Raw genomic sequence first — 17,570 nt, 5'->3', positions numbered from 1 at the left:
GGAATCGGCCACTCGGGGATATAGCTCAGGCGGTTAGAGCGCTTCGCTGATAACGAAGAGGTCCGAGGTTCAAGTCCTCGTATCCCCACTCGAAATCCCCGTGAGGGGATTTCGTCGTTCACCCGTCGAGTCGGCCCCTAAGTGACCTGGGCGCCGAGACGGCGCCCAGCGCTGGCGCCGCGGCGAAGGCCAGAAATGGCCTTCGCTCCAAGCGGGGCGCGCGGGGCCTTAGCTCAATTGGTAGAGCGCCTGCTTTGCAAGCAGGAGGTCAGGGGTTCGATTCCCCTAGGCTCCACCACCGCGAAGTTTCCGGCCCGACGGGTATGTCGTCGCACAGCGCAATCGCACGGATCACGCACATCGGGAATGGAGCGACCCGCCCGCGACGTTACTGGTTGACATGACAACTTCTGCAACCGACATCCATCCCGACTACATCGCCGGCACCTGGAAGCTCGACCTCACTCACTCCGAGCTCGCCTTCACGGTGCGTCACCTCAAGATCACCAAGGTGCGGGGCGTCTTCGAGAACTTTGACGTGACGGTTGAGACGTCAGCATCCGACCCCTACGCCTCCACCGTCGAGGCGACCGTCGACGTCTCGTCGGTCAACACCAAGGTCGCGGCACGCGACAACCACCTGCGCACGAGCGACTTCTTCCTCGTCGACACCCACCCGACCATGACCTTCCGTTCCACGTCGTTCGAGGGTGACCCGGCGTCGGGTGAATTCACCTTGGGCGGCGACCTCACCCTCCGCGGAGTCACTCAAGCGGTGCTGCTCACGGGTGAGTTCGAGGGTGTTGTCACCGACAACTACGGCAACACCAAGGCAGGGGTCACCGCGAGCACGAAGATCAATCGCCACGACTTCGGGGTGAGCTGGAACGCCGCACTCGAAGCGGGCGGCATGACGCTCGGTGACGACGTCTCGATCGAACTCAACCTGCAGCTCGTCCTGCAGAAGTAGGCGACCGGGCCGGGTACGGTGGCGGCATGATCGAACCCGGCCCCTACCGCCACTTCAAGGGCGGGCAGTACGAGGTGGTCGGCACCGCGCGACACTCCGAGACCGAGGAGAGCCTCGTCGTCTATCGCGCGGCCGACGGGTCGATGTGGGTGCGACCCGAAGCGATGTGGAGGGAGGTCGTCGAGCACGACGGTCGGACGGTTGCGCGCTTCACGCCGGAAACCGACTAGAGCCCGGAGGCTAGACGCCTTCGACACGCACCCGCAGCCAGCGCGCGAGGTCGCGGATCTCGTGGCGCACGGCATCCCGTGTCTCGCTTGAAAACGGTTCGTCCTCGTGGATCGCGTTGACAGTCAGGACGGATGACTTGCGATCGACCGAGGCGTCGACCTTTCCGATGAGCCGGTGGTGGTGCAGGATCGGCAGCGCGAAGTAGCCCCACTTTCGGGATGCTTTCGGCTTGTACATTTCGAGCGTGTACTCGAACTCGAAGATGCCCTGCGCACGCACCCGGTCGTAGATCAGCCGGTCGAACGGGGAGAGCAGCGCGGTGCGCCCCTCGAAGTCCTCATCGAGCCAGGGCAGTACGTCGGGATGCACCCGCCAGGCGACCGGTGACCCTTCGATGGTGGCGGGCAGGCCGACCGGCCCGACATCGGTCGGCTCCAACGGTTGTTTCGCCGCTTTCGAGGGTGCGACCCCCAGGGATCGCAGCCGTCGGTCGTTGCGGATCGCGAACGCCTCCTCGAACGGAACCTCCTGGATACCGTCGGGGTAGATCCGCTCAGCGAGATCCCAGGTGCGCTGCCCGCCCTCGTGGCCCGAGATCGCGACCTCGCCGCGCATCATCAGGCACTGCATCATTTGCGTGACGTTGCGGTCGTTCGTCCACCCCGACGACGGCCACGGGAATCGCGCGGTGTCGGGGATCTCCCGCGCGAGCACCGGCCCTCGGTCGAAGAGCTCGCTCAGAATGTCATCCCGAAACTCCTGGTTGATCTCGATCCACTCGCGAGTCTTCTCATGCGGCGGCCACAACTTCATCCCGGCGAGGAACAGCCCGAGGTCATCCATCGGGCGGATCATGCCGTCCAACTCCAGCAGCGACCGCTCGACCTCGAGTTCGCGCTGCAGGTCGTCGGGTTCGTAGCGTGAGCCGAGCCGACTCCACAACACGAGGTCAGCACTCGGCGCGATGTCGGCGTAGGGCATCACCTGCACGACCGTCAGCTTGCGAACGACCTCGACGACCGAGACCGGTCGGGATGCGTCAAGCAGTTGAGCTCGCACGGCGAGTTTACGGGCGTCGGCCCGCGACAACTCGACCGGAACGACAGCCATCAGCGACGTGCGACGACGTCTCGGGTGAGCAGAAGCGTCGGGTCAGAACTCGTCGTCGTCGACATCGGCGCTGCCCGGGTCGCCGAGATCTTCAATCCACAGGTCGTCGTCGGCGCGGAGAGTCTGCCAGGCGGCGTAGGCAACTCCGACCGCAGCGACCAAGCCGAGGCCGATCAGGATGTAGCGGCCGGGGCCGGCCGACTTCACGGGTGTAACGACGCCGACTCGCTGACCGGCTTTCGACACGCGACGAACGACATCCCGAACCCGCGGATTCTTGACCGCTTCGAGAACGGCAAGGGCGGAGCCGATCGTGCCGGTGATCGCCGGGAGGACGTCGTCGGTGAACCGCTCGCGGGCGCTCGATGCGGCACCGCGTGCGGCCCCGAATCCCTCGCGGACACGAGGTCCAACCTCTTCGCGTGCGTAGTTGGCCGCCTGGCGGCGGGCATCCTTCAGAACCGCAGTCGCGTGCTCGATAGCTTCGCGCTGCTCGCTCCAGAGCTGATCGGCATCCCGCTTGAGGCGGTTCAATTCGCGCTGACGCTTACGTGAGAGTGCCATATCGACCTCCGGTTCACAGCCCGCAAAATCGCGGATCTATCACAATCCTGCCATGGGTCCCTGAAGACTCGGCAAGGGGTTGCATCGCGGCGTCAGACGTGATGTGCATGCGAGAATGGCCCAATGCCTTCGCCCACTGCTGTCGCGACCATCCACACCAACCTCGGCGACATCCGCCTCAACCTCTTCGGGTTCCACGCCCCGGTCACCGTCGACAACTTCGTCGGCCTCGCGTCGGGCACGAAAGAGTGGACCGATCCGGTCACCGGCGAGAAGAAGACCACCCCGCTCTACGACGGCGTGATCTTCCACCGCATCATCAAGCAGTTCATGCTTCAGGGCGGCGATCCGCTCGGCAAGGGCATCGGCGGCCCCGGCTACAACTTCGACGACGAGATCCACCCCGAACTGCACTTCACCGAGCCGTACCTGCTCGCCATGGCGAACGCCGGCATTCAGGGCGGCCATGGCACCAACGGTTCGCAGTTCTTCATCACCACGATCGCCACCCCGTGGCTCAATGGCAAGCACACGATCTTCGGTGAGGTCGCCGATGACGAGTCGAAACGGGTCGTCGACGCGATCGAAGCCGTCGAGACGAACGGCCGTGACCAGCCGCTGAAGGATGTCGTCATCTCGACGATCACCGTCGATCAGGTCTGATCGACACCTCGTGAGCGATACCGAGACCTCGCCAGACGTCTGTTACCGGCACCCCAAGCGTGAGAGCTGGGTGCTGTGTCAGCGTTGCGGTCGCACCATCTGCCCGGAGTGCCAGATTTTGGCACCGGTCGGCGTGCAGTGCCCGGAGTGCGTCAAAGAGGCGGGCGGTTCGGTGAACTGGCAGCGAGTGGGTGGCAAGCCCGCGCCGGCCGCGCGCTCTCCCCGCCCGGTGCGACCGATTCGGTCGTCGAACTCTCGTCCGGGATGGCAGCAGGCAGTCGGTGAGATGCTGCGGCCCGGGTCATCGACTCCGGTGCTCACCTGGGGAATCGCCGGAGTGGCGGTCCTGCTATGGCTGGTTGGTTTCATCGCGAAGGGCACCACCGTCGCGGGCCTGCCCTTCGAATGGCTCGTCGCTCGGTATGACAAGCCGCTCGAGGTGTGGCGCTTCGTCACCGCGACGATTGCCTACCCGTCCGTTGCATCCTTCACGGTGGTCTTCTCCGTCATCCTCGGGGTGCTGTTCTTCTTGCTCAACGGCCCGTCGGTTGAACGCATTCTCGGCCGCGCGCGGTTCATGGCAATCGTGGTGGCGTCGGGAGCGGTCGGCGCTGCCGCCATGGTTCTCGTGAGCGGCTTTGGATTCGGGCTGTTTGGGGCTCTGTTCGGCCTCCTGGGCGCCTACGCAATCCAGGCCTGGACGTATCCACCCGCCCGCGCCCGGGTGCTGATCACGATCGGGATCAACCTCGTCCTGATCATCGCCCTCGGCGGCGGCTCGCTTCCGCAAGCTGTCGGCGGCCTGGTGATGGGCGCTGGTGCGACCTACATCTTCCAGCGCTATGAAGGCCGGGCCCGATCAGGTGCTCGCACGCCGTATCTCATCATTGCGGCGATCGCCCTCGGCTTTGTGGCGATCGCTGTCATCCGGTCGCTCGCGTCGTAAAACGGCAAGAGTGCACAGGCTCATCCACATGTGGATGAATCACAGCGCTGTAATTCGGTCAGCGCCACCGGGTCGTCATGAAGAACCCGATGATCAGGAAGCCGAATCCGATCGCGATGTTGCCGGCACCGATGCCGGGGACCGGCAGCGTGCTGCTGCTCAAGTAGAAGACGATGATCCAGGCCAGCCCGAGCAGCATGAAGCCGAACATGAGGGGCTTGAACCACACCGGGTTCGGAAGGTTCTCGCGGCCCTCGCGAGCGGATTCGACAGCCGCGCGGTTAGAGGACGTGGTCTTGGGACGTGCCATGCGGAGCAGTCTAACCGAGCGCTTTCTGCGAACGACCTCACCTGCTGATGTCGGGCCGTAGAATCGGGGGCATGACGCAGGGGGATGGCACCGGCCTCGTGCACAGCCCACGACGCGCGGCGCGCGTGCAGCGCGTCGCCAAGCGCCGACTTTCCGTGGTCGGTATCCTCGGCGAACTCCTGATCACGGGCGGGGTCCTGGTGCTCGCCTTCCTAGGCTGGCAGATCTGGCTCGGCGATCTCATCATGGGAACCCAACTCGACAGTGAGGGCGCCCAGCAGTCCCAGGCCTGGCAAGGCCACGACTACGGCACCGGCGGCGCTACCGCCGACCCGACCGATCCACCCGTGCAGGCGCCGCCCGCCAACGCCGTGCCGTTCGCGAACCTGATCATCCCGCGCTTCGGCGCCGATTTCGACCGGAAGATCGCCCAGGGCATCGGCGTTCCCGACGTGTTGAACAAGGGCTTCATCGGGCACTACCCGACCACCCAAATGCCGGGCGAGCTGGGCAACTTCGCACTTGCCTCGCACCGCACCAGCGGCGGCGGCAACTTCCACATCATCCACGAGCTCCACGTCGGCGACCACATCTACGTCGAGACGCAGGACGGGTGGTACCAGTACACGTTCCGCAACATCGAGTACGTGCACCCGTCCGGCGTCGGCGTGATTGATCCGGTCCCGCAATTCGACGGGATGGAACCGACGGCGCGGTACATCACGCTCACGACGTGTAACCCGTTTTTCTCGACCGCAGAACGCCTGATCGCGTTCGGCGTGTTCGACCGCTTCTACCCGCGAGAAACCGCCGCGGCCAACGGAGGCGCTCCCGACGAGATCGCCGCGACCGTCACTGGAGCCGGCTGATGTGCGGGGTGCTGTAGATGTACGGCGCACTGTGGCGCGTCCTGCCTGGCCCCTGGTGGGTACGGACCCTCATCCTGTTGATCGCGGTCGCAGCCATCCTCACGGTTTGCGTGTTCTGGGTGTTCCCCTGGGTTGCCCAGTTCGTCGCACCCCAAGAAGTGACGGTCGGGCTGGGGCAATGATGCGCGTCCTCGTGATCGATAACTACGACTCGTTCGTGTACACCCTTGACGGCTACTTGCAGCAACTCGGCGCGACGACCGAGGTCGTGCGCAACGACTCGTTCGACGCCGCCGACGCAGGGTCGCGCATTGCCGAGTACGACGCTGTGCTCATCTCTCCCGGACCGGGTACTCCCGCGGCGGCCGGGGTGTCCATCCCGATCGTTCATGCGGCACTCGCGGCGGGCTCTCCACTGCTCGGGGTGTGCCTCGGCCATCAGGCCATCGCCGAGGCCCTTGGCGCAACAGTCACCCACGCCTCCGAGCTCATGCATGGCAAGACTTCGCTGATTCGCCACGACGAGAGCGACTTCTACGACGGAGTCCCGCAGCCCTTCCGCGCCACCCGGTACCACTCCCTCGCTGTCGTCGATGGAACGGTTCCGGATGTGCTCGAGATCACCGCTCGCACGGAGGGCGGGGTCATCATGGGCCTTCATCATCGCTCGGCGCCGATCTTCGGCGTGCAGTTTCACCCGGAATCGGTGCTCACCGAGGGTGGCTACCGGATGCTGGGCAACTGGCTCTCGAACGCCGGGCTTCCGGAGGCCGCCGAGCGTGCCAAAGAACTCAGCCCGCTCGTGCGATTGGGCTGAGCGGCCCTTTCGGCGATTGGTGCCGAACGCTACGGCGCGGTGGCCGCGCAGTAGCGCAGGGTGACGGTCGACTTCTGTGGCTGGTCGCCCTTGATCGACTGACTCGTAACGGCCTGGCCGCTGCAACTTGAGTCGGGCTCCACCCGAACGGTGAGTTGGAGCGCGCCGCCCGAGAGAGTCGACCGCGCCGTGGTCACCGGTTGCCCGGTGAGATCCGGCACTTGCACCAGCCCGTTGGACACGACCAGGTTGACCGTGACGGTGCCCTTGACTTGAACTGAGGCGGTGACCAGTGTCGGGTCGTCGTCGATCGTGACCCCCAGCACCGCTCCCGCCGGAACGCTGGGCGAGTAGTTCTGCGATGTGGCGCCGTACTGCAGCCCGAGACCCGTGATGGCTGCTTGGGCGTCGGCCTCGGTCTTGAACGCGAGACCGGGCAGCGTGATGAGCGGCGGTCCCGACGACACGACGAGGGAAATCTGTGTGCCCGGGCTGACGTTGGTGCCGGCCTTGGGCGTCATCTCCATGATGGTGCCCTCGGGCGTGTCGGGATCGGTGCTGGTTTTGGTGGTCTGCACGACAGTCAAACCAAGGTCTTTGAGCGCCTGAGTACCGGCATCGACGTCTTTGCCGACGACAGCAGGGACCGTGATTGACGCACCGCTGCTGAAGCCCGTTCCGGACTGCAGCGAGAAGATCCACACTCCCGCGGCGACAATAATCACCAGGAGCAGAGCGACGCCACCCCAGATCCAGGCGACCGGCGGACGGCTCTGGGTGCGCGACCCACGGTCGTCGTCATCAGCGTCGGATGCCAGCCTGCGAAGGGCGACCTCAGAGGCAGCAGCAGCGCTCGGGTTAACGCCGAACAGCGCGGAGTTGAAGTCGTCGGGTGCGGGCTGACGATCGGGAACTTTGCCGGCGACTGCGGCTTCGAGATCCTGTTTGAAGTCGGTTGCGGTCTGGAAACGCTGGAAGCGGTCTTTTGCGAGAGCATGCAACACCACGGCATCCAGTGCAGGACTGATCGCAGGGTTGAGTCGGCTGGGCGGTACCGGCGCTTCGCTCACGTGCTGGTAGGCCGTGGCGACCGCGGTCTCGCCGTGGAACGGCGGGCGCCCGGTGAGGAGTTCGTACAGCACGACGCCGGCCGAGTAGAGGTCGGTGCGGGCATCGACCGCTTCGCCGCGGGCCTGCTCGGGTGAGAAGTACTGGGCCGTTCCGAGGATGGCGCTGGTCTGGGCGATTGTCGCGGACGAGTCGGAGATCGCTCGCGCAATTCCGAAGTCCATGACCTTCACCTGTCCGGTGGTCGAGATCATGACGTTGCCCGGCTTGATGTCGCGATGCACAACCCCGGCGCGGTGCGAGTACTCAAGAGCGGTCAGGATGCCGTCGGTGATGCGAACCGCTTCATCAACGGGGAGCGGCCCCTGGGCGACGATGTCTTTGAGCAGTTTGCCGTCGACGTGCTCCATGACGATGAACGGCACCTGGAGTTCGCGACCCGAGGGATCGCGCGCGATTTCCTCACCGGCGTCGAAGACCCGCACGATCGTCGGATGCGCCATTCGTGCGGCGGCCTGCGCCTCTTGGCGGAACCGGGTGCGGAAGGCCGGATCGTTGGCGAGTGACGGCTTCAGCAGTTTGATCGCGACCCGGCGGCCGAGCCGGGCGTCGAGACCCAGGTGCACGTCGGCCATTCCGCCACGACCGAGCAATTCGCCGATCTGGTAGCGACCCGCGAGAAGGCGGGGGCCCGCTGCGGTGTCAGTCACGGTGTCAGTGTAACTTCCCTCCCCTGGAGGTCAGTTGACCGTGATCGTGAGTGTGCCGGAGGTGCTCGACGTGATCCCAGATCCACACATCGCCGCGTAGCTGACGGTCGCGTTGCCCGCGTTGCCCAACGTGATGTCGAGAGACGTCGCACTACTCGACACCGGGTTAGCACCCGTTGTGAACGTCGCGTTGTTCAGGTTGAACTGATATCCGCTGAGCGGGTGACCGCTGGGGCACCCGTTGTAGGTCGGGAAGGTGATTGTGATCTGAGCCCCAGCCAGGAATGGTCCGCCCGGTGCTGTCGCCGTGGTGGGGGCGGCCGGCGTCGGGAATGCCCCGAACACGCGCACGTTGATGGTCGTGCCGCGCGTCAGGTTTCCGGTCGGGTTGAGACTCTGCACCGTGCCGGCTGAGGCAGGGTCGGAGGCGGGCGAGCCCTCGACCTCGAACACCGCGAATTCGAGTTTTTCGAGCGCGTCGCGTACCTCGTCGAACGGTCGGCCCACGTAGTCGGAGGGATTGATATTGACCTTGTCGCTGGTCGGGGTGAGTGTCGGGCTCGCCGAGGTCGGCGGCTTCGACGGCGGGGCGCTGGTGCTCACACCTCCCCCTGTCTTCGGCTGAATCAGCAGCACGATGATGATGGCGGCGAGAGCAACGGCGAGCACTGACACGGCTGCGACGAGAGGCCAGGTCCAAGGACTCCGTCGACGCTCTTGCGGAAGTTCGGCGGTGTTCGTGCGGCTCGATCCCCCGGCCGGGAGCACCCGGGTGACGGCACTGGTCGTTGCGGCACCACCGGGCGAGACGAAAGCTGCGATCGGATCGGCCCCCTCGATGCCGGGAACCGCCGCGGCGGCACCCGCGACATCCCCACGACGAAGCGCCTGTGCGGCGCGGGCGAGATGTGCCGCGGTTTGCGGCCGGTCTGCGGGCTTCTTAGCGATGCAGGCATAGACGAGGTTGCGCACCGGCTCGGAAATCGTGACAGGTAGCTCGGGCGGGGCCTCGTTGATCTGGGCCATCGCGATCGCAACCTGCGATTCCCCGGTGAACGGCCGACGCCCGGCGAGAGCCTCGTACGCGACGATGCCGAGCGAGTAGATGTCGGTCGTCGGCGATGCCGGGTGTCCGCTGGCCTGTTCCGGCGAGAGGTACTGCACCGTGCCCATAACCTGACCGGTCGCGGTGAGCGGAACCTGGTCGGCGATGCGAGCGATGCCGAAGTCGGTGATCTTGACCCGACCTTCGGGTGTGATCAGCAGGTTGCCGGGTTTGATGTCGCGGTGAACGAGACCTGCGGCGTGAGCTGCTTGCAACGCGTTCGCGGTCTGCGCCACAATGTCGAGCACTTTGTCGGTGGGCAGTACCCGCTCGCGCTCGAGGATTGTCGAGAGGGCTTCGCCGGGGACGAGCTCCATCACCAGGAACGCGCTGCCATCCTCTTCGCCGTAATCGAAAACGTTGGCGATGCCCTCATGGTTGACCAGTGCGGCGTGGCGAGCTTCGGCGCGGAAGCGCTCGAGGAACCCGGGATCGCCGAGGTACTCCTCTTTAAGGATCTTGATGGCGACAGTGCGCCCGATCACGAGGTCGGTCGCTTGCCACACTTCGCCCATGCCGCCGATCGCGACGCGCGAAGAAAGTTGGTACCTGCCTCCGAAAGTGAGGCCGCTGCTCGGTCTCATCTGTTCAGCACCGCCTCCATGACCTTCTTCGCGACGGGGGCTGCGAGCGAGTTGCCGAACCCCGATTGTCCTCGGCCGCCGCCGTCTTCGATAACCACCGCGATAGCGACTTGCGGATCGTTCGCGGGAGCGAATCCAGTGAACCACAGCGTGTAGGGCTGACCGGGTCCGTTCTCCGCGGTTCCTGTCTTTCCGGCGACATCCACCCCGCTGATTCGGGCGCCGCTCGCGACTCCGCTCGCCACGTCGGCCACCATCAGGTCGCGCATTGTGGCGGCCGTCGCCGGGCTCACAGCCTGCGAAAAGATCTGCGGTTGGAACGACTGAATCGGGTTGAGGTCGGGTGCCACAATGCCCTCGACGACCGTCGGAGCCATGAGCGTTCCCCCGTTCGCCAAGGCAGCCGAGACCATCGCCATCTGCAACGGTGACACTCGCACATTGGCCTGACCGAACGACGAGAGCATCTGCTCGGCCTCGCTGGCGGTCTGCGGGTAGACACTCGGGGTTGACGCCATCGGGATGTGGACGCTCGAGCCGAACCCGAACTTGGCGGCCTGGTTGGCGATCGTCTGATAGCCGAGCGCCGCGCCGAGTTGGGCGAACGGGATGTTGCAGGAGAGCCGCAGCGCAGTGGCGATGGATGCCGTGAGCTCGCCACCGCAGTCGCTTTCGCCGGAGTTGTGGATGACGGAGTCGCTCTGCGGCAGTTGCAGAGCCGGCGGGTTCGGGAATTCGCTGTCGGCAGTGAACTGCCCGCTCTCCAGGGCAGCGGATGCCACCACCAGTTTGAACGTCGACCCCGGCGGGTTGAGGTTGCCCTCGATCGCACGGTCGATCAGCGGCGTGCCGGTGTCGGCATCCAACGCGTTGTAGGTCTTCTCGACCTGTGTTCCGTCGAGAACCGCCAGCGAGTTCGGGTCGTAGGTGGGTTTCGAAACGAGGGCCAGAATGGCGCCGGTCTTCGGGTCGATTGCGACAACGGCACCGGTGTAGTCGCCGAGCGCATCCCACGCCGCCTGCTGAATGACCGGATCGATCGTCAACTCGACCGACGAACCCTGCGGGTCTTGCCCGGTGAGGATCGAGTTCAGCCGGTCGAGGAATTGAGCGTTCGAGTTACCCGAGAGGTAGGAGTTCAGATTCGACTCGAGCCCGCCGGTCGACGGCAACACCGTGAAGAACCCGGTCACCGTCGAGTACAGCGGACCGTTGGAGTAGACGCGCTGATAGTTGTACCGGCCATCGATCTTGACCGAGGTCGCAATGGCTTCGCCATCGACCAAAATCTCGCCACGCTGAGTTTTGAAACTCTTGTAGAGCACGCGGGCGTTGCGACCGTCAGCGGCCAGGTTGGGTTGCTGGAAAACCTGGATGATCGTCGACGACGCGAAGAGCGCGAGGAACATCATCACGACCAGCACGCTCACGCGGCGAAGTTCCTTATTCACTCGATGCCCCGCTTCCCGTGATCGATCACTCGATCACCAACCTCGGTTGGGCGCGGACGGAATCCGAGAGGCGAACGAGCAGCGCCACGATCACCCAGTTCGCGACCAGCGACGATCCTCCGGCGGCGAGGAACGGGGTGGTGAGACCGGTGAGCGGGATGACGCGGGTCACGCCGCCGACGACGATGAAGACCTGGAGGGCGATGACAAATGACAGCCCAACGCCGAGCAGGCGACCAAAGTCATCCTGACCGGCGAAACCGATGTGGAACCCGCGCGAGACGAACACCAGGTACAGCACGAGGATCGCGAACAGGCCGATCAGACCGAGCTCCTCGCCGAGGCTTGCGACGATGAAGTCGCTCTCGGCGAGAGGGGTGATGTCGGGGCTGCCGCGCCCGAGCCCGGTGCCGGCGAGGCCGCCATCCGCGAGTCCGAACAGGCCCTGGGCGAGTTGGTAACTGCCGCCGCCCTGCGCGTAAAGGTTGGCGTCGAAGGTGTGGAGCCACCCGTCGAAGCGGCCGCCGACGTAGCTGAGCGCTCTACTTGCCGCGAACGCACCGCCCGCAAACAACACGACGCCGAGGATGACCCAGCCCGCTCGCCCGGTCGCGACATAGATCATCACCAGGAAGATCCCGAAGTAGAGCAGACCGCTGCCGAGATCGTGCTGAAAAACGATGACGGCCATCGACAACAGCCAGACCACGAGGATCGGACCGAGGTCGCGCAACCGAGGAAAGGTAATGCCGAGCACCCGACGGCCGACCATGCTGAGCGAGTCGCGCGCCGTCACGAGGTACCCCGCAAAGAAGACCGCGAGGGCGATTTTCGCGATCTCTCCAGGTTGGAAGGTGGCGACCCCGAGGTGGATCCAGGCCTGCGCGCCGTTGACGTTGAGCCCGATCAGCGGCAGGAACGGCAACCCGAGCAGTGCGATCGCGACAAAACCGGCGACGTAGCGGTAGCGCTGCAGGACCCGATGGTTGCGCACGACCAGAAGCACCGCGAGGGCGCACAGGATGGCGAGAGCCGACCAGACAACCTGGCGCACCCCGTAGGCATCCCAGCCGACATCTCCTCGCGAAATGTCGATGCGGGTGATCTCGGCGATGCCGATCAGGTTGAGCAGGGTCGCGATCGGGATGACGAACGGGTCGGCCTCAGGCGCGACGACGCGAAGCGCGAGGTGCACAACGATCACCAGCAGCGACAGCCCGATCACGAGCCCGACCATGCCGCCGTCGATGCGGTTGAGCGAACCCAGTTCAACGAGCGCGAGCGACGAGAGGCCGATCGCGATCGCGAACAGCAGCAACCCGAGTTCGAGGTTGCGGCGTCGGGTTCGGGCACGCAAGCGGATGCGGATCGTCCCGGTGAACGTCGGGCGCGCGCTCGATTCGATCGGGGGACTCGCGGTCACGACCCGCCCGATCCCGTCTCGACCAGCAGCGTCAAACGATCCAGGATGTCGTGAGCCGCGCGCAGGTTATCGGCATTGATCGTCGCCTCGACTCGACGGCGTTCCAGAGCCGGCAGGTCGGAGACCCTAATCTCGGAACCCTGCGCGACGTGCGAGAGCGAGATCGGGCCGATGTTCTGCTGCACGCCCTGGTAAATCGCGACAGTGCCATCCGCGGTTTCCCCGACGTAGTAGTGCGTCTGGGTCCACTGGTAGGCGATCGCGATGGCCGCGACAATCGCGGCGACCATCAGCGCGGCGGCGATCAGCCAGGTCAGCCGGCGTCGGCGGGCGCGCTTACGGTCCTCCTCGATCAACTGCTCGAGGAACTCCTCACGCTCCGGCTCGAAGTGGGAGTCTTCGGGCTGGCCAGACTTAAGGGGATGAAGCAGCAGGGTCGGAAGACGAATCGGGCGGCGCTCGTTCTCGACGCCGTCCAACGCGAGGGGGGCCGCAGCGGATCCGACGAACCCCAGCGGCGCGATCTCGGCCGAGGTTCCGTCGATGTCGAGGATCAGCACCGTCACGTTGTCGGGAGCGCCGTGGTCGAGGCTTTCTTTGACTAGCCGATCGGCGGCGCCCTGAGAGGTGCGCACCGAGGCGAGGATCGCCGCGACTTTCTCATCGGACACGTAACTCGACAGCCCGTCGGAGCACAGCAGCCAGCGGTCGCCCGGTCGGGTGTCGAGAATCTTGGTATCGATCTCGGGAGCCGCATCGACATCCCCGAGTACCCGCATGAGAACCGAACGGCGCGGATGAACGGCGGCCTCGTCGAGGGTGATGCGGCCAGAGTCGACCAACCGTTGCACGAAAGTGTGGTCGGCCGTGACCTGTTCGAGAGTGTCGCCGCGGTAGCGGTAGATGCGCGAGTCGCCGATGTGAGCGAGAGCAACGTGGTCGCCGACGAGCACAATGCCGCTGACTGTCGTGCCCATCCCGCTGAGTTCGCTGTGCTCGAACACTGTCTCGGCGAGCAGCGAGTTGGCCGCGATCATCGCCGACTGAAGGGCGAACTCGGCGTCTTCGACGACGCCGTACGCCTCGTCGGCTTCAGCGATTCTCTTGGTGGCGATCGCCGACGCGACGTCTCCGCCCGCGTGACCGCCCATCCCGTCGGCAACCAGGAAAAGGTGGCGTCCGGCGTACGCGGAATCCTGGTTGTTCATGCGGACCTTGCCGACGTGCGAGACGACAGCGCTCACCGGAGTGCCGACCACGGTTACCGCCGCAATTCGAAGATTGTGGTGCCGATCGTGACGGGCACCCCGGGCGGCACTTCGGTCGGCAGGCTGACGCGCTCGCCGTCGAGGTAGGTGCCGTTCGTCGAATCGAGATCTTGGATGACCCAGTGCGCGTCCCACAGCATCAGACGCGCGTGATGGGTCGAGGTGTAGTCGTCGCGGATGACGAGACCCGATTCGCTCGATCGACCGATCGTGAGTTGCTCGTTGGGCAGGTCGATCTCCATCCCCTCCCGCGGACCCGAGGTGATGAACAGCCGCCGGGGGGTCTCGTCGGTCGCCGACGGCGCGGCCCGCCGAACCGGTTCCGTTACGGCGGCGGATGCCGTCGGGCGACCCGCCGAAGGCACAGCAGCGAGGGCGGGCATCGTTTCGATTCGCCGCGCGCGTTGGCCGAACAGGTCGGAGCGCAACGAGTAGATGACAAAAAAGACGAAGCCCCAGAGCAGAAGGAGGAAAGCCAGCTGCAGAACGAGGAGGGTGAGTTCGCTCATCGCCGGCTACCGCAGATCTGCGAACTGATCGACGTCGGCGGCCTGTGCGAGCACCCGGAACACGATACGGGTGCGACCGATCTCGATGACGGAATCCGGCGGGAGTGCAGCTTTTGTCAAGGGCTCTCCGTTGAGCTTCGAACCGTTCGTGGAGCCGAGGTCGTTGACCTGGCCGCGCTTGCCATCCCAGAGGATCTCGACGTGCTGACGGGAGGTGCCGGTGTCATCCACGGTGATGTCAGCTTCGGAACCGCGACCGATGATGGTGCGCTGCTTCGAGAGGGGGTAGCGCTTGCCTCCGATGTCGAGCACCGGATTCCAGGCGACGTCACCCTTGACGTTCTCGGACTGGATGCGCACGATGCCCTCAGCGATCGCCGCGTCTTCGACGAACTTGATCGAGATCCCGCCGGCGAACGCGTAGCGCTGAGCGGTCGCGTGCTGCTGAACCAACTGGGTCAACTCGTCGATGAGCGACGGGCCGAGGTTCGTCATCCGCTCGTAGTCACCTTTCGCCAGGCGCACGGTGAACCGGTTAGGAACCAGGATGCGGTCGCGCGACACGACCGCGGCCTTCGTGTCGAGTTCGCGGCGCAGGGCGGCCGTCACCTCGAGGGGCTGCAGACCGCTCTTGAAGGCTCGCGCGAACGCGCCGTTGACGACGCGCTCGAGACCCTTCTCGAAGCTGTCGAGGATCCCCACGCGTCCCCTCTCGAAATGCTCGGCCCCCAAACGGGGGGACGGTGTTACTGCTCTACCGAATGTTAGTCGCCGGGCCTGAGGAACCGCGTGAGAGCGCGTCGTGGTACCGTAGCCGTCGCGCGCGAGTGGCGGAATGGCAGACGCGCTGGCTTCAGGTGCCAGTACTCGCAAGGGTGTGGGGGTTCAAGTCCCCCCTCGCGCACCACATGAAGGCCCCGGCTTCTCGATACAGAGGCCGGGGCCTTCGTTTTGTTGCCCCCGTCATTTCCGCAAGCGATTGCGGCCGTGAACTCAGGGGGGTGAACTTCTGGATTCCTCATCTTCGGGCCCTAGACTGCGGCGCTATGGAGCCTGACGCGATGACCACGGTGAGGCCGGTCTCCCGCACGTTGCCGCTGCTCGCGTGGGCCGGGATCGGCGTCGGCGCAGTCATCGTCGGACTGCTGCCATGGATCATCTCCGGAATGCACCTCCCCCTGCAGTACCTCTGGGCAACGGCGACGCTTCCCCCCGACATGCCGATCGTCGCGCTGCCGTTCAGTCAGTACGCGATCACTCTGCTGCTCGGCCTGATCGTGACTCCGTACGCCGTTGCTGGAATCGTCGCTCGCGCGTTCCGCGCTCGCCGTCCACCGTTTGCGCTGGTCGTACTGGGCGCAACGATGGCGTTTCTCCAGCTGATCGCGATGGCGCAGACCGCGGTCGTGACACGGTCGGGGCTGACCGATGAACCGGCCGCTGACCGCTATGTCGGTTTTCTGTCGGCCGGGGTTGCGTTGGCCGTCGCGATCGGGCTGGTCGTGCTGATCTGGGTGGCGCGGGCATCCCGACCCTTCGCCGTTGTCGCGTTAGCGCTCGCCGCTCACGCCGCCGGGTTCTGGGTGAACTCGTTTCTCGGCGTGTTCAGCAGTCCGTATGAGCTGAGCTGGCTCGCGAGCCTCCTTCAGTGGGTGCCGAGTGTGCTCGTGGGGGCCGCCATCGCATGGGGCGGCATCCGGTCGGCGGGGCGGGTCGTCGCGGCGGTGCTTGCGTTGCTGTTGTTGTGGGTGGTGCCCGCGGTTGCAACGGCGGGCAGCGCGACGCTCGGGTCGTACGTGATGCTGCCGTACCCGCTCGAAATGCTTGACTACGGCTGGAGCGTCTTGCGTCAGGCACTGTTCATGCCCGAGCTCGTTGTGCCCCACCTCGTGGTGGCAGGGGTCGTCGCGGCGGTCGGTCTCGGCGTTGGCGAGGCCGTCAGGCGGCTGCGGAAGCCTTCTGCACTTTCGACTGCGTAGCGTGACGGCCGACAACCCTCAGGGGTAGGTCAGCCCGATGATGTCGCGGATGGTGTCGAGCGTTTCCATGATCGCGATCGTCTCCGACGGCGGCAGGATGTCGCCCTCGAGCCTTCCCGACGCGACGATGCTCTCGAGTTCGGCCGCCTGGAAGTGCATGCCGCGCCCGCCGACCTTTTCGTCGAAGCGCTCGACGACTTGGTTCTGGTCGTCGTAGCGGGTGAAGGCGACGACGTTGTACCAAACCGGCTCGATCTCGATGCGGCCCTTCTTGCCGACGATCGCGGCGCGGTTGGGGCCCGTTCCGCTCATCTGGGTGTGCATCACGGCGTGCGCGCCCGACGGGTAGCCGAGGATGATCGCCGTTTCGCGGTCGACGCCGGCATCCGTCAGCGTCGCGTGAGCCTGGATCGACGAGGGAGCGCCGAAGACATCCCACGCGAACGACACCGGGTAGATGCCGAGGTCGAGCAGGGCACCGCCGCCGAGCTCGCGCTTGTACATGCGCTCGTTGCCTTCGTTGTTCTGATCGTGGTCGGCGTGGATGGCGCGCACGTCACCGAGCAGACCTTCGGCGAGGATCGCGCGGATGCGCACCATGTGCGGCAGCCAGCGGGTCCACATCGCCTCGAGGATGACGAGGTTCTTCGACGCGGCGAGATCGACGATCGACCGGGCCTCGGCGGCATCCATCGTGAAGGGCTTCTCGACCAGCACGTGCTTGCCGCCTTCGAGCGCGATCCGTGCGACCTCGGCGTGAGTCGGGTGGATGGTCGCGACGTAGACCGCGTCGACGTCAGGGTCGGCCGCGAGCTCCTCGTAGCTGCCGTACGCCTTCGGGATGCCGAACTCATCCGCGAATTTCTGCGCGGTGTCGAGGCCGCGCGAACCGACCGCGGTCACGGTGAACCCGTGCTGCTGCATGTCTGAAACCTGGAGGCGGGCAATACCGCCGGCGCCGAGGACGCCCCATCGCAATCCGTTGCTCATGGG

19 protein-coding genes and 3 tRNA genes are annotated in these 17,570 nt (G+C 65.5%); 11 read left to right on the top strand and 11 right to left on the bottom strand.

The features are described 5' to 3' along the window. The first annotated feature begins 14 nt into the window (after positions 1 to 14). The 4 genes from ABIR17_RS07745 to ABIR17_RS07730 all read left to right on the top strand — a co-directional run bounded on the left by ABIR17_RS07745 (position 15) and on the right by ABIR17_RS07730 (position 1,200). Positions 15 to 88: transfer RNA gene (locus tag ABIR17_RS07745), tRNA-Ile, on the top strand. 134 nt (positions 89 to 222) lie between these two features. After that, a tRNA-Ala gene (locus tag ABIR17_RS07740) sits at positions 223 to 298 on the top strand. A gap of 102 nt (positions 299 to 400) precedes the next feature. Continuing rightward, on the top strand, positions 401 to 970 hold the full coding sequence (locus ABIR17_RS07735; protein WP_348003802.1) for a YceI family protein: 570 nt from the start codon (positions 401 to 403) through the stop codon (positions 968 to 970). A 26-nt stretch (positions 971 to 996) separates the two neighbouring features. Continuing rightward, positions 997 to 1,200, top strand: coding sequence for a DUF1653 domain-containing protein (locus tag ABIR17_RS07730; protein ID WP_348003801.1), 204 nt, complete (start codon positions 997 to 999; stop codon positions 1,198 to 1,200). Positions 1,201 to 1,210: 10 nt separating this feature from the next. On the opposite strand, the gene ABIR17_RS07725 is transcribed toward ABIR17_RS07730, so the two are convergent. Together ABIR17_RS07725 and ABIR17_RS07720 are read right to left on the bottom strand one after the other, a co-directional pair. Next, positions 1,211 to 2,311, bottom strand: coding sequence for a crosslink repair DNA glycosylase YcaQ family protein (locus ABIR17_RS07725; RefSeq protein WP_348003800.1), 1,101 nt, complete (start codon positions 2,309 to 2,311; stop codon positions 1,211 to 1,213). A gap of 42 nt (positions 2,312 to 2,353) precedes the next feature. Continuing rightward, the gene (locus ABIR17_RS07720; protein WP_348003799.1) at positions 2,354 to 2,875 is read right to left on the bottom strand and encodes a hypothetical protein; all 522 of its coding nucleotides are present in this window, start codon (positions 2,873 to 2,875) and stop codon (positions 2,354 to 2,356) included. Positions 2,876 to 2,998: 123 nt separating this feature from the next. Between ABIR17_RS07720 and ABIR17_RS07715 the strand changes: the two genes are divergently transcribed. Continuing rightward, entirely contained in the window at positions 2,999 to 3,538 is a 540-nt protein-coding gene (locus ABIR17_RS07715) for a peptidylprolyl isomerase (protein WP_348003798.1), read from the top strand. Between the two features lie 10 nt (positions 3,539 to 3,548). Then, positions 3,549 to 4,484 (top strand): rhomboid family intramembrane serine protease, encoded by a 936-nt coding sequence (locus tag ABIR17_RS07710; protein ID WP_348003797.1) that lies wholly within the window; start codon positions 3,549 to 3,551, stop codon positions 4,482 to 4,484. 58 nt (positions 4,485 to 4,542) lie between these two features. Here the strand turns inward: ABIR17_RS07710 and ABIR17_RS07705 are convergent, their stop codons facing one another. Further along, positions 4,543 to 4,794 carry a cell division protein CrgA gene (locus tag ABIR17_RS07705; protein WP_348003796.1) on the bottom strand — a complete coding sequence of 84 codons (252 nt, stop codon included), beginning with the start codon at positions 4,792 to 4,794 and terminating at the stop codon, positions 4,543 to 4,545. Between the two features lie 71 nt (positions 4,795 to 4,865). Between ABIR17_RS07705 and ABIR17_RS07700 the strand changes: the two genes are divergently transcribed. From ABIR17_RS07700 to ABIR17_RS07690, 3 genes are read left to right on the top strand one after another with little or no spacing between them, the layout of a single operon-like run. Beyond that, entirely contained in the window at positions 4,866 to 5,663 is a 798-nt protein-coding gene (locus ABIR17_RS07700; RefSeq protein ID WP_348003795.1) for a class E sortase, read from the top strand. 17 nt (positions 5,664 to 5,680) lie between these two features. Further along, a complete protein-coding gene (locus ABIR17_RS07695) occupies positions 5,681 to 5,845 on the top strand; it encodes a hypothetical protein (RefSeq protein ID WP_348003794.1) in 165 nt (54 codons plus the stop codon). Beyond that, entirely contained in the window at positions 5,842 to 6,480 is a 639-nt protein-coding gene (locus ABIR17_RS07690; RefSeq protein ID WP_348003793.1) for a gamma-glutamyl-gamma-aminobutyrate hydrolase family protein, read from the top strand. Before ABIR17_RS07695 ends, ABIR17_RS07690 begins: the two co-directional genes overlap by 4 nt. 29 nt (positions 6,481 to 6,509) lie before the next feature. Here ABIR17_RS07690 and pknB read toward each other — a convergent pair whose 3' ends face one another. The 7 genes from pknB to ABIR17_RS07655 are packed head-to-tail and all read right to left on the bottom strand — an operon-like array spanning position 6,510 to position 15,300. Beyond that, complete coding sequence (gene pknB, locus ABIR17_RS07685) at positions 6,510 to 8,258, bottom strand: Stk1 family PASTA domain-containing Ser/Thr kinase (RefSeq protein WP_348003792.1); 1,749 nt, start codon at positions 8,256 to 8,258, stop codon at positions 6,510 to 6,512. Between the two features lie 30 nt (positions 8,259 to 8,288). Further along, complete coding sequence (locus ABIR17_RS07680) at positions 8,289 to 9,947, bottom strand: protein kinase (RefSeq protein ID WP_348003791.1); 1,659 nt, start codon at positions 9,945 to 9,947, stop codon at positions 8,289 to 8,291. Further along, positions 9,944 to 11,398, bottom strand: a complete 1,455-nt coding sequence (locus tag ABIR17_RS07675) for a penicillin-binding protein 2 (RefSeq protein WP_348003790.1) — start codon at positions 11,396 to 11,398, stop codon at positions 9,944 to 9,946. The genes ABIR17_RS07680 and ABIR17_RS07675 overlap by 4 nt, the downstream gene beginning before the upstream one ends. 25 nt (positions 11,399 to 11,423) lie before the next feature. After that, a complete protein-coding gene (locus ABIR17_RS07670; protein WP_348003898.1) occupies positions 11,424 to 12,767 on the bottom strand; it encodes an FtsW/RodA/SpoVE family cell cycle protein in 1,344 nt (447 codons plus the stop codon). Positions 12,768 to 12,817: 50 nt separating this feature from the next. After that, positions 12,818 to 14,029, bottom strand: a complete 1,212-nt coding sequence (locus ABIR17_RS07665; RefSeq protein ID WP_348003897.1) for a protein phosphatase 2C domain-containing protein — start codon at positions 14,027 to 14,029, stop codon at positions 12,818 to 12,820. Between the two features lie 53 nt (positions 14,030 to 14,082). After that, complete coding sequence (locus tag ABIR17_RS07660; RefSeq protein WP_348003789.1) at positions 14,083 to 14,598, bottom strand: FHA domain-containing protein; 516 nt, start codon at positions 14,596 to 14,598, stop codon at positions 14,083 to 14,085. A 6-nt stretch (positions 14,599 to 14,604) separates the two neighbouring features. Next, the gene (locus ABIR17_RS07655; protein ID WP_348003788.1) at positions 14,605 to 15,300 is read right to left on the bottom strand and encodes a DUF3662 and FHA domain-containing protein; all 696 of its coding nucleotides are present in this window, start codon (positions 15,298 to 15,300) and stop codon (positions 14,605 to 14,607) included. 119 nt (positions 15,301 to 15,419) lie between these two features. Between ABIR17_RS07655 and ABIR17_RS07650 the strand changes: the two genes are divergently transcribed. Beyond that, positions 15,420 to 15,505, top strand: a tRNA-Leu gene (locus ABIR17_RS07650). 154 nt (positions 15,506 to 15,659) lie between these two features. Beyond that, positions 15,660 to 16,577, top strand: a complete 918-nt coding sequence (locus ABIR17_RS07645) for a hypothetical protein (protein ID WP_348003787.1) — start codon at positions 15,660 to 15,662, stop codon at positions 16,575 to 16,577. A gap of 18 nt (positions 16,578 to 16,595) precedes the next feature. Here ABIR17_RS07645 and ABIR17_RS07640 read toward each other — a convergent pair whose 3' ends face one another. Next, a complete protein-coding gene (locus ABIR17_RS07640; protein ID WP_348003786.1) occupies positions 16,596 to 17,567 on the bottom strand; it encodes a Gfo/Idh/MocA family oxidoreductase in 972 nt (323 codons plus the stop codon). Positions 17,568 to 17,570: the final 3 nt, after the last annotated feature.

This window comes from Pseudolysinimonas sp. (assembly GCF_039912695.1).
GTDB lineage: Bacteria > Actinomycetota > Actinomycetes > Actinomycetales > Microbacteriaceae > Pseudolysinimonas_A.
Note: the sequence above shows the minus strand (reverse complement) of the source record. Positions and strands in the feature narration are given on the sequence as shown.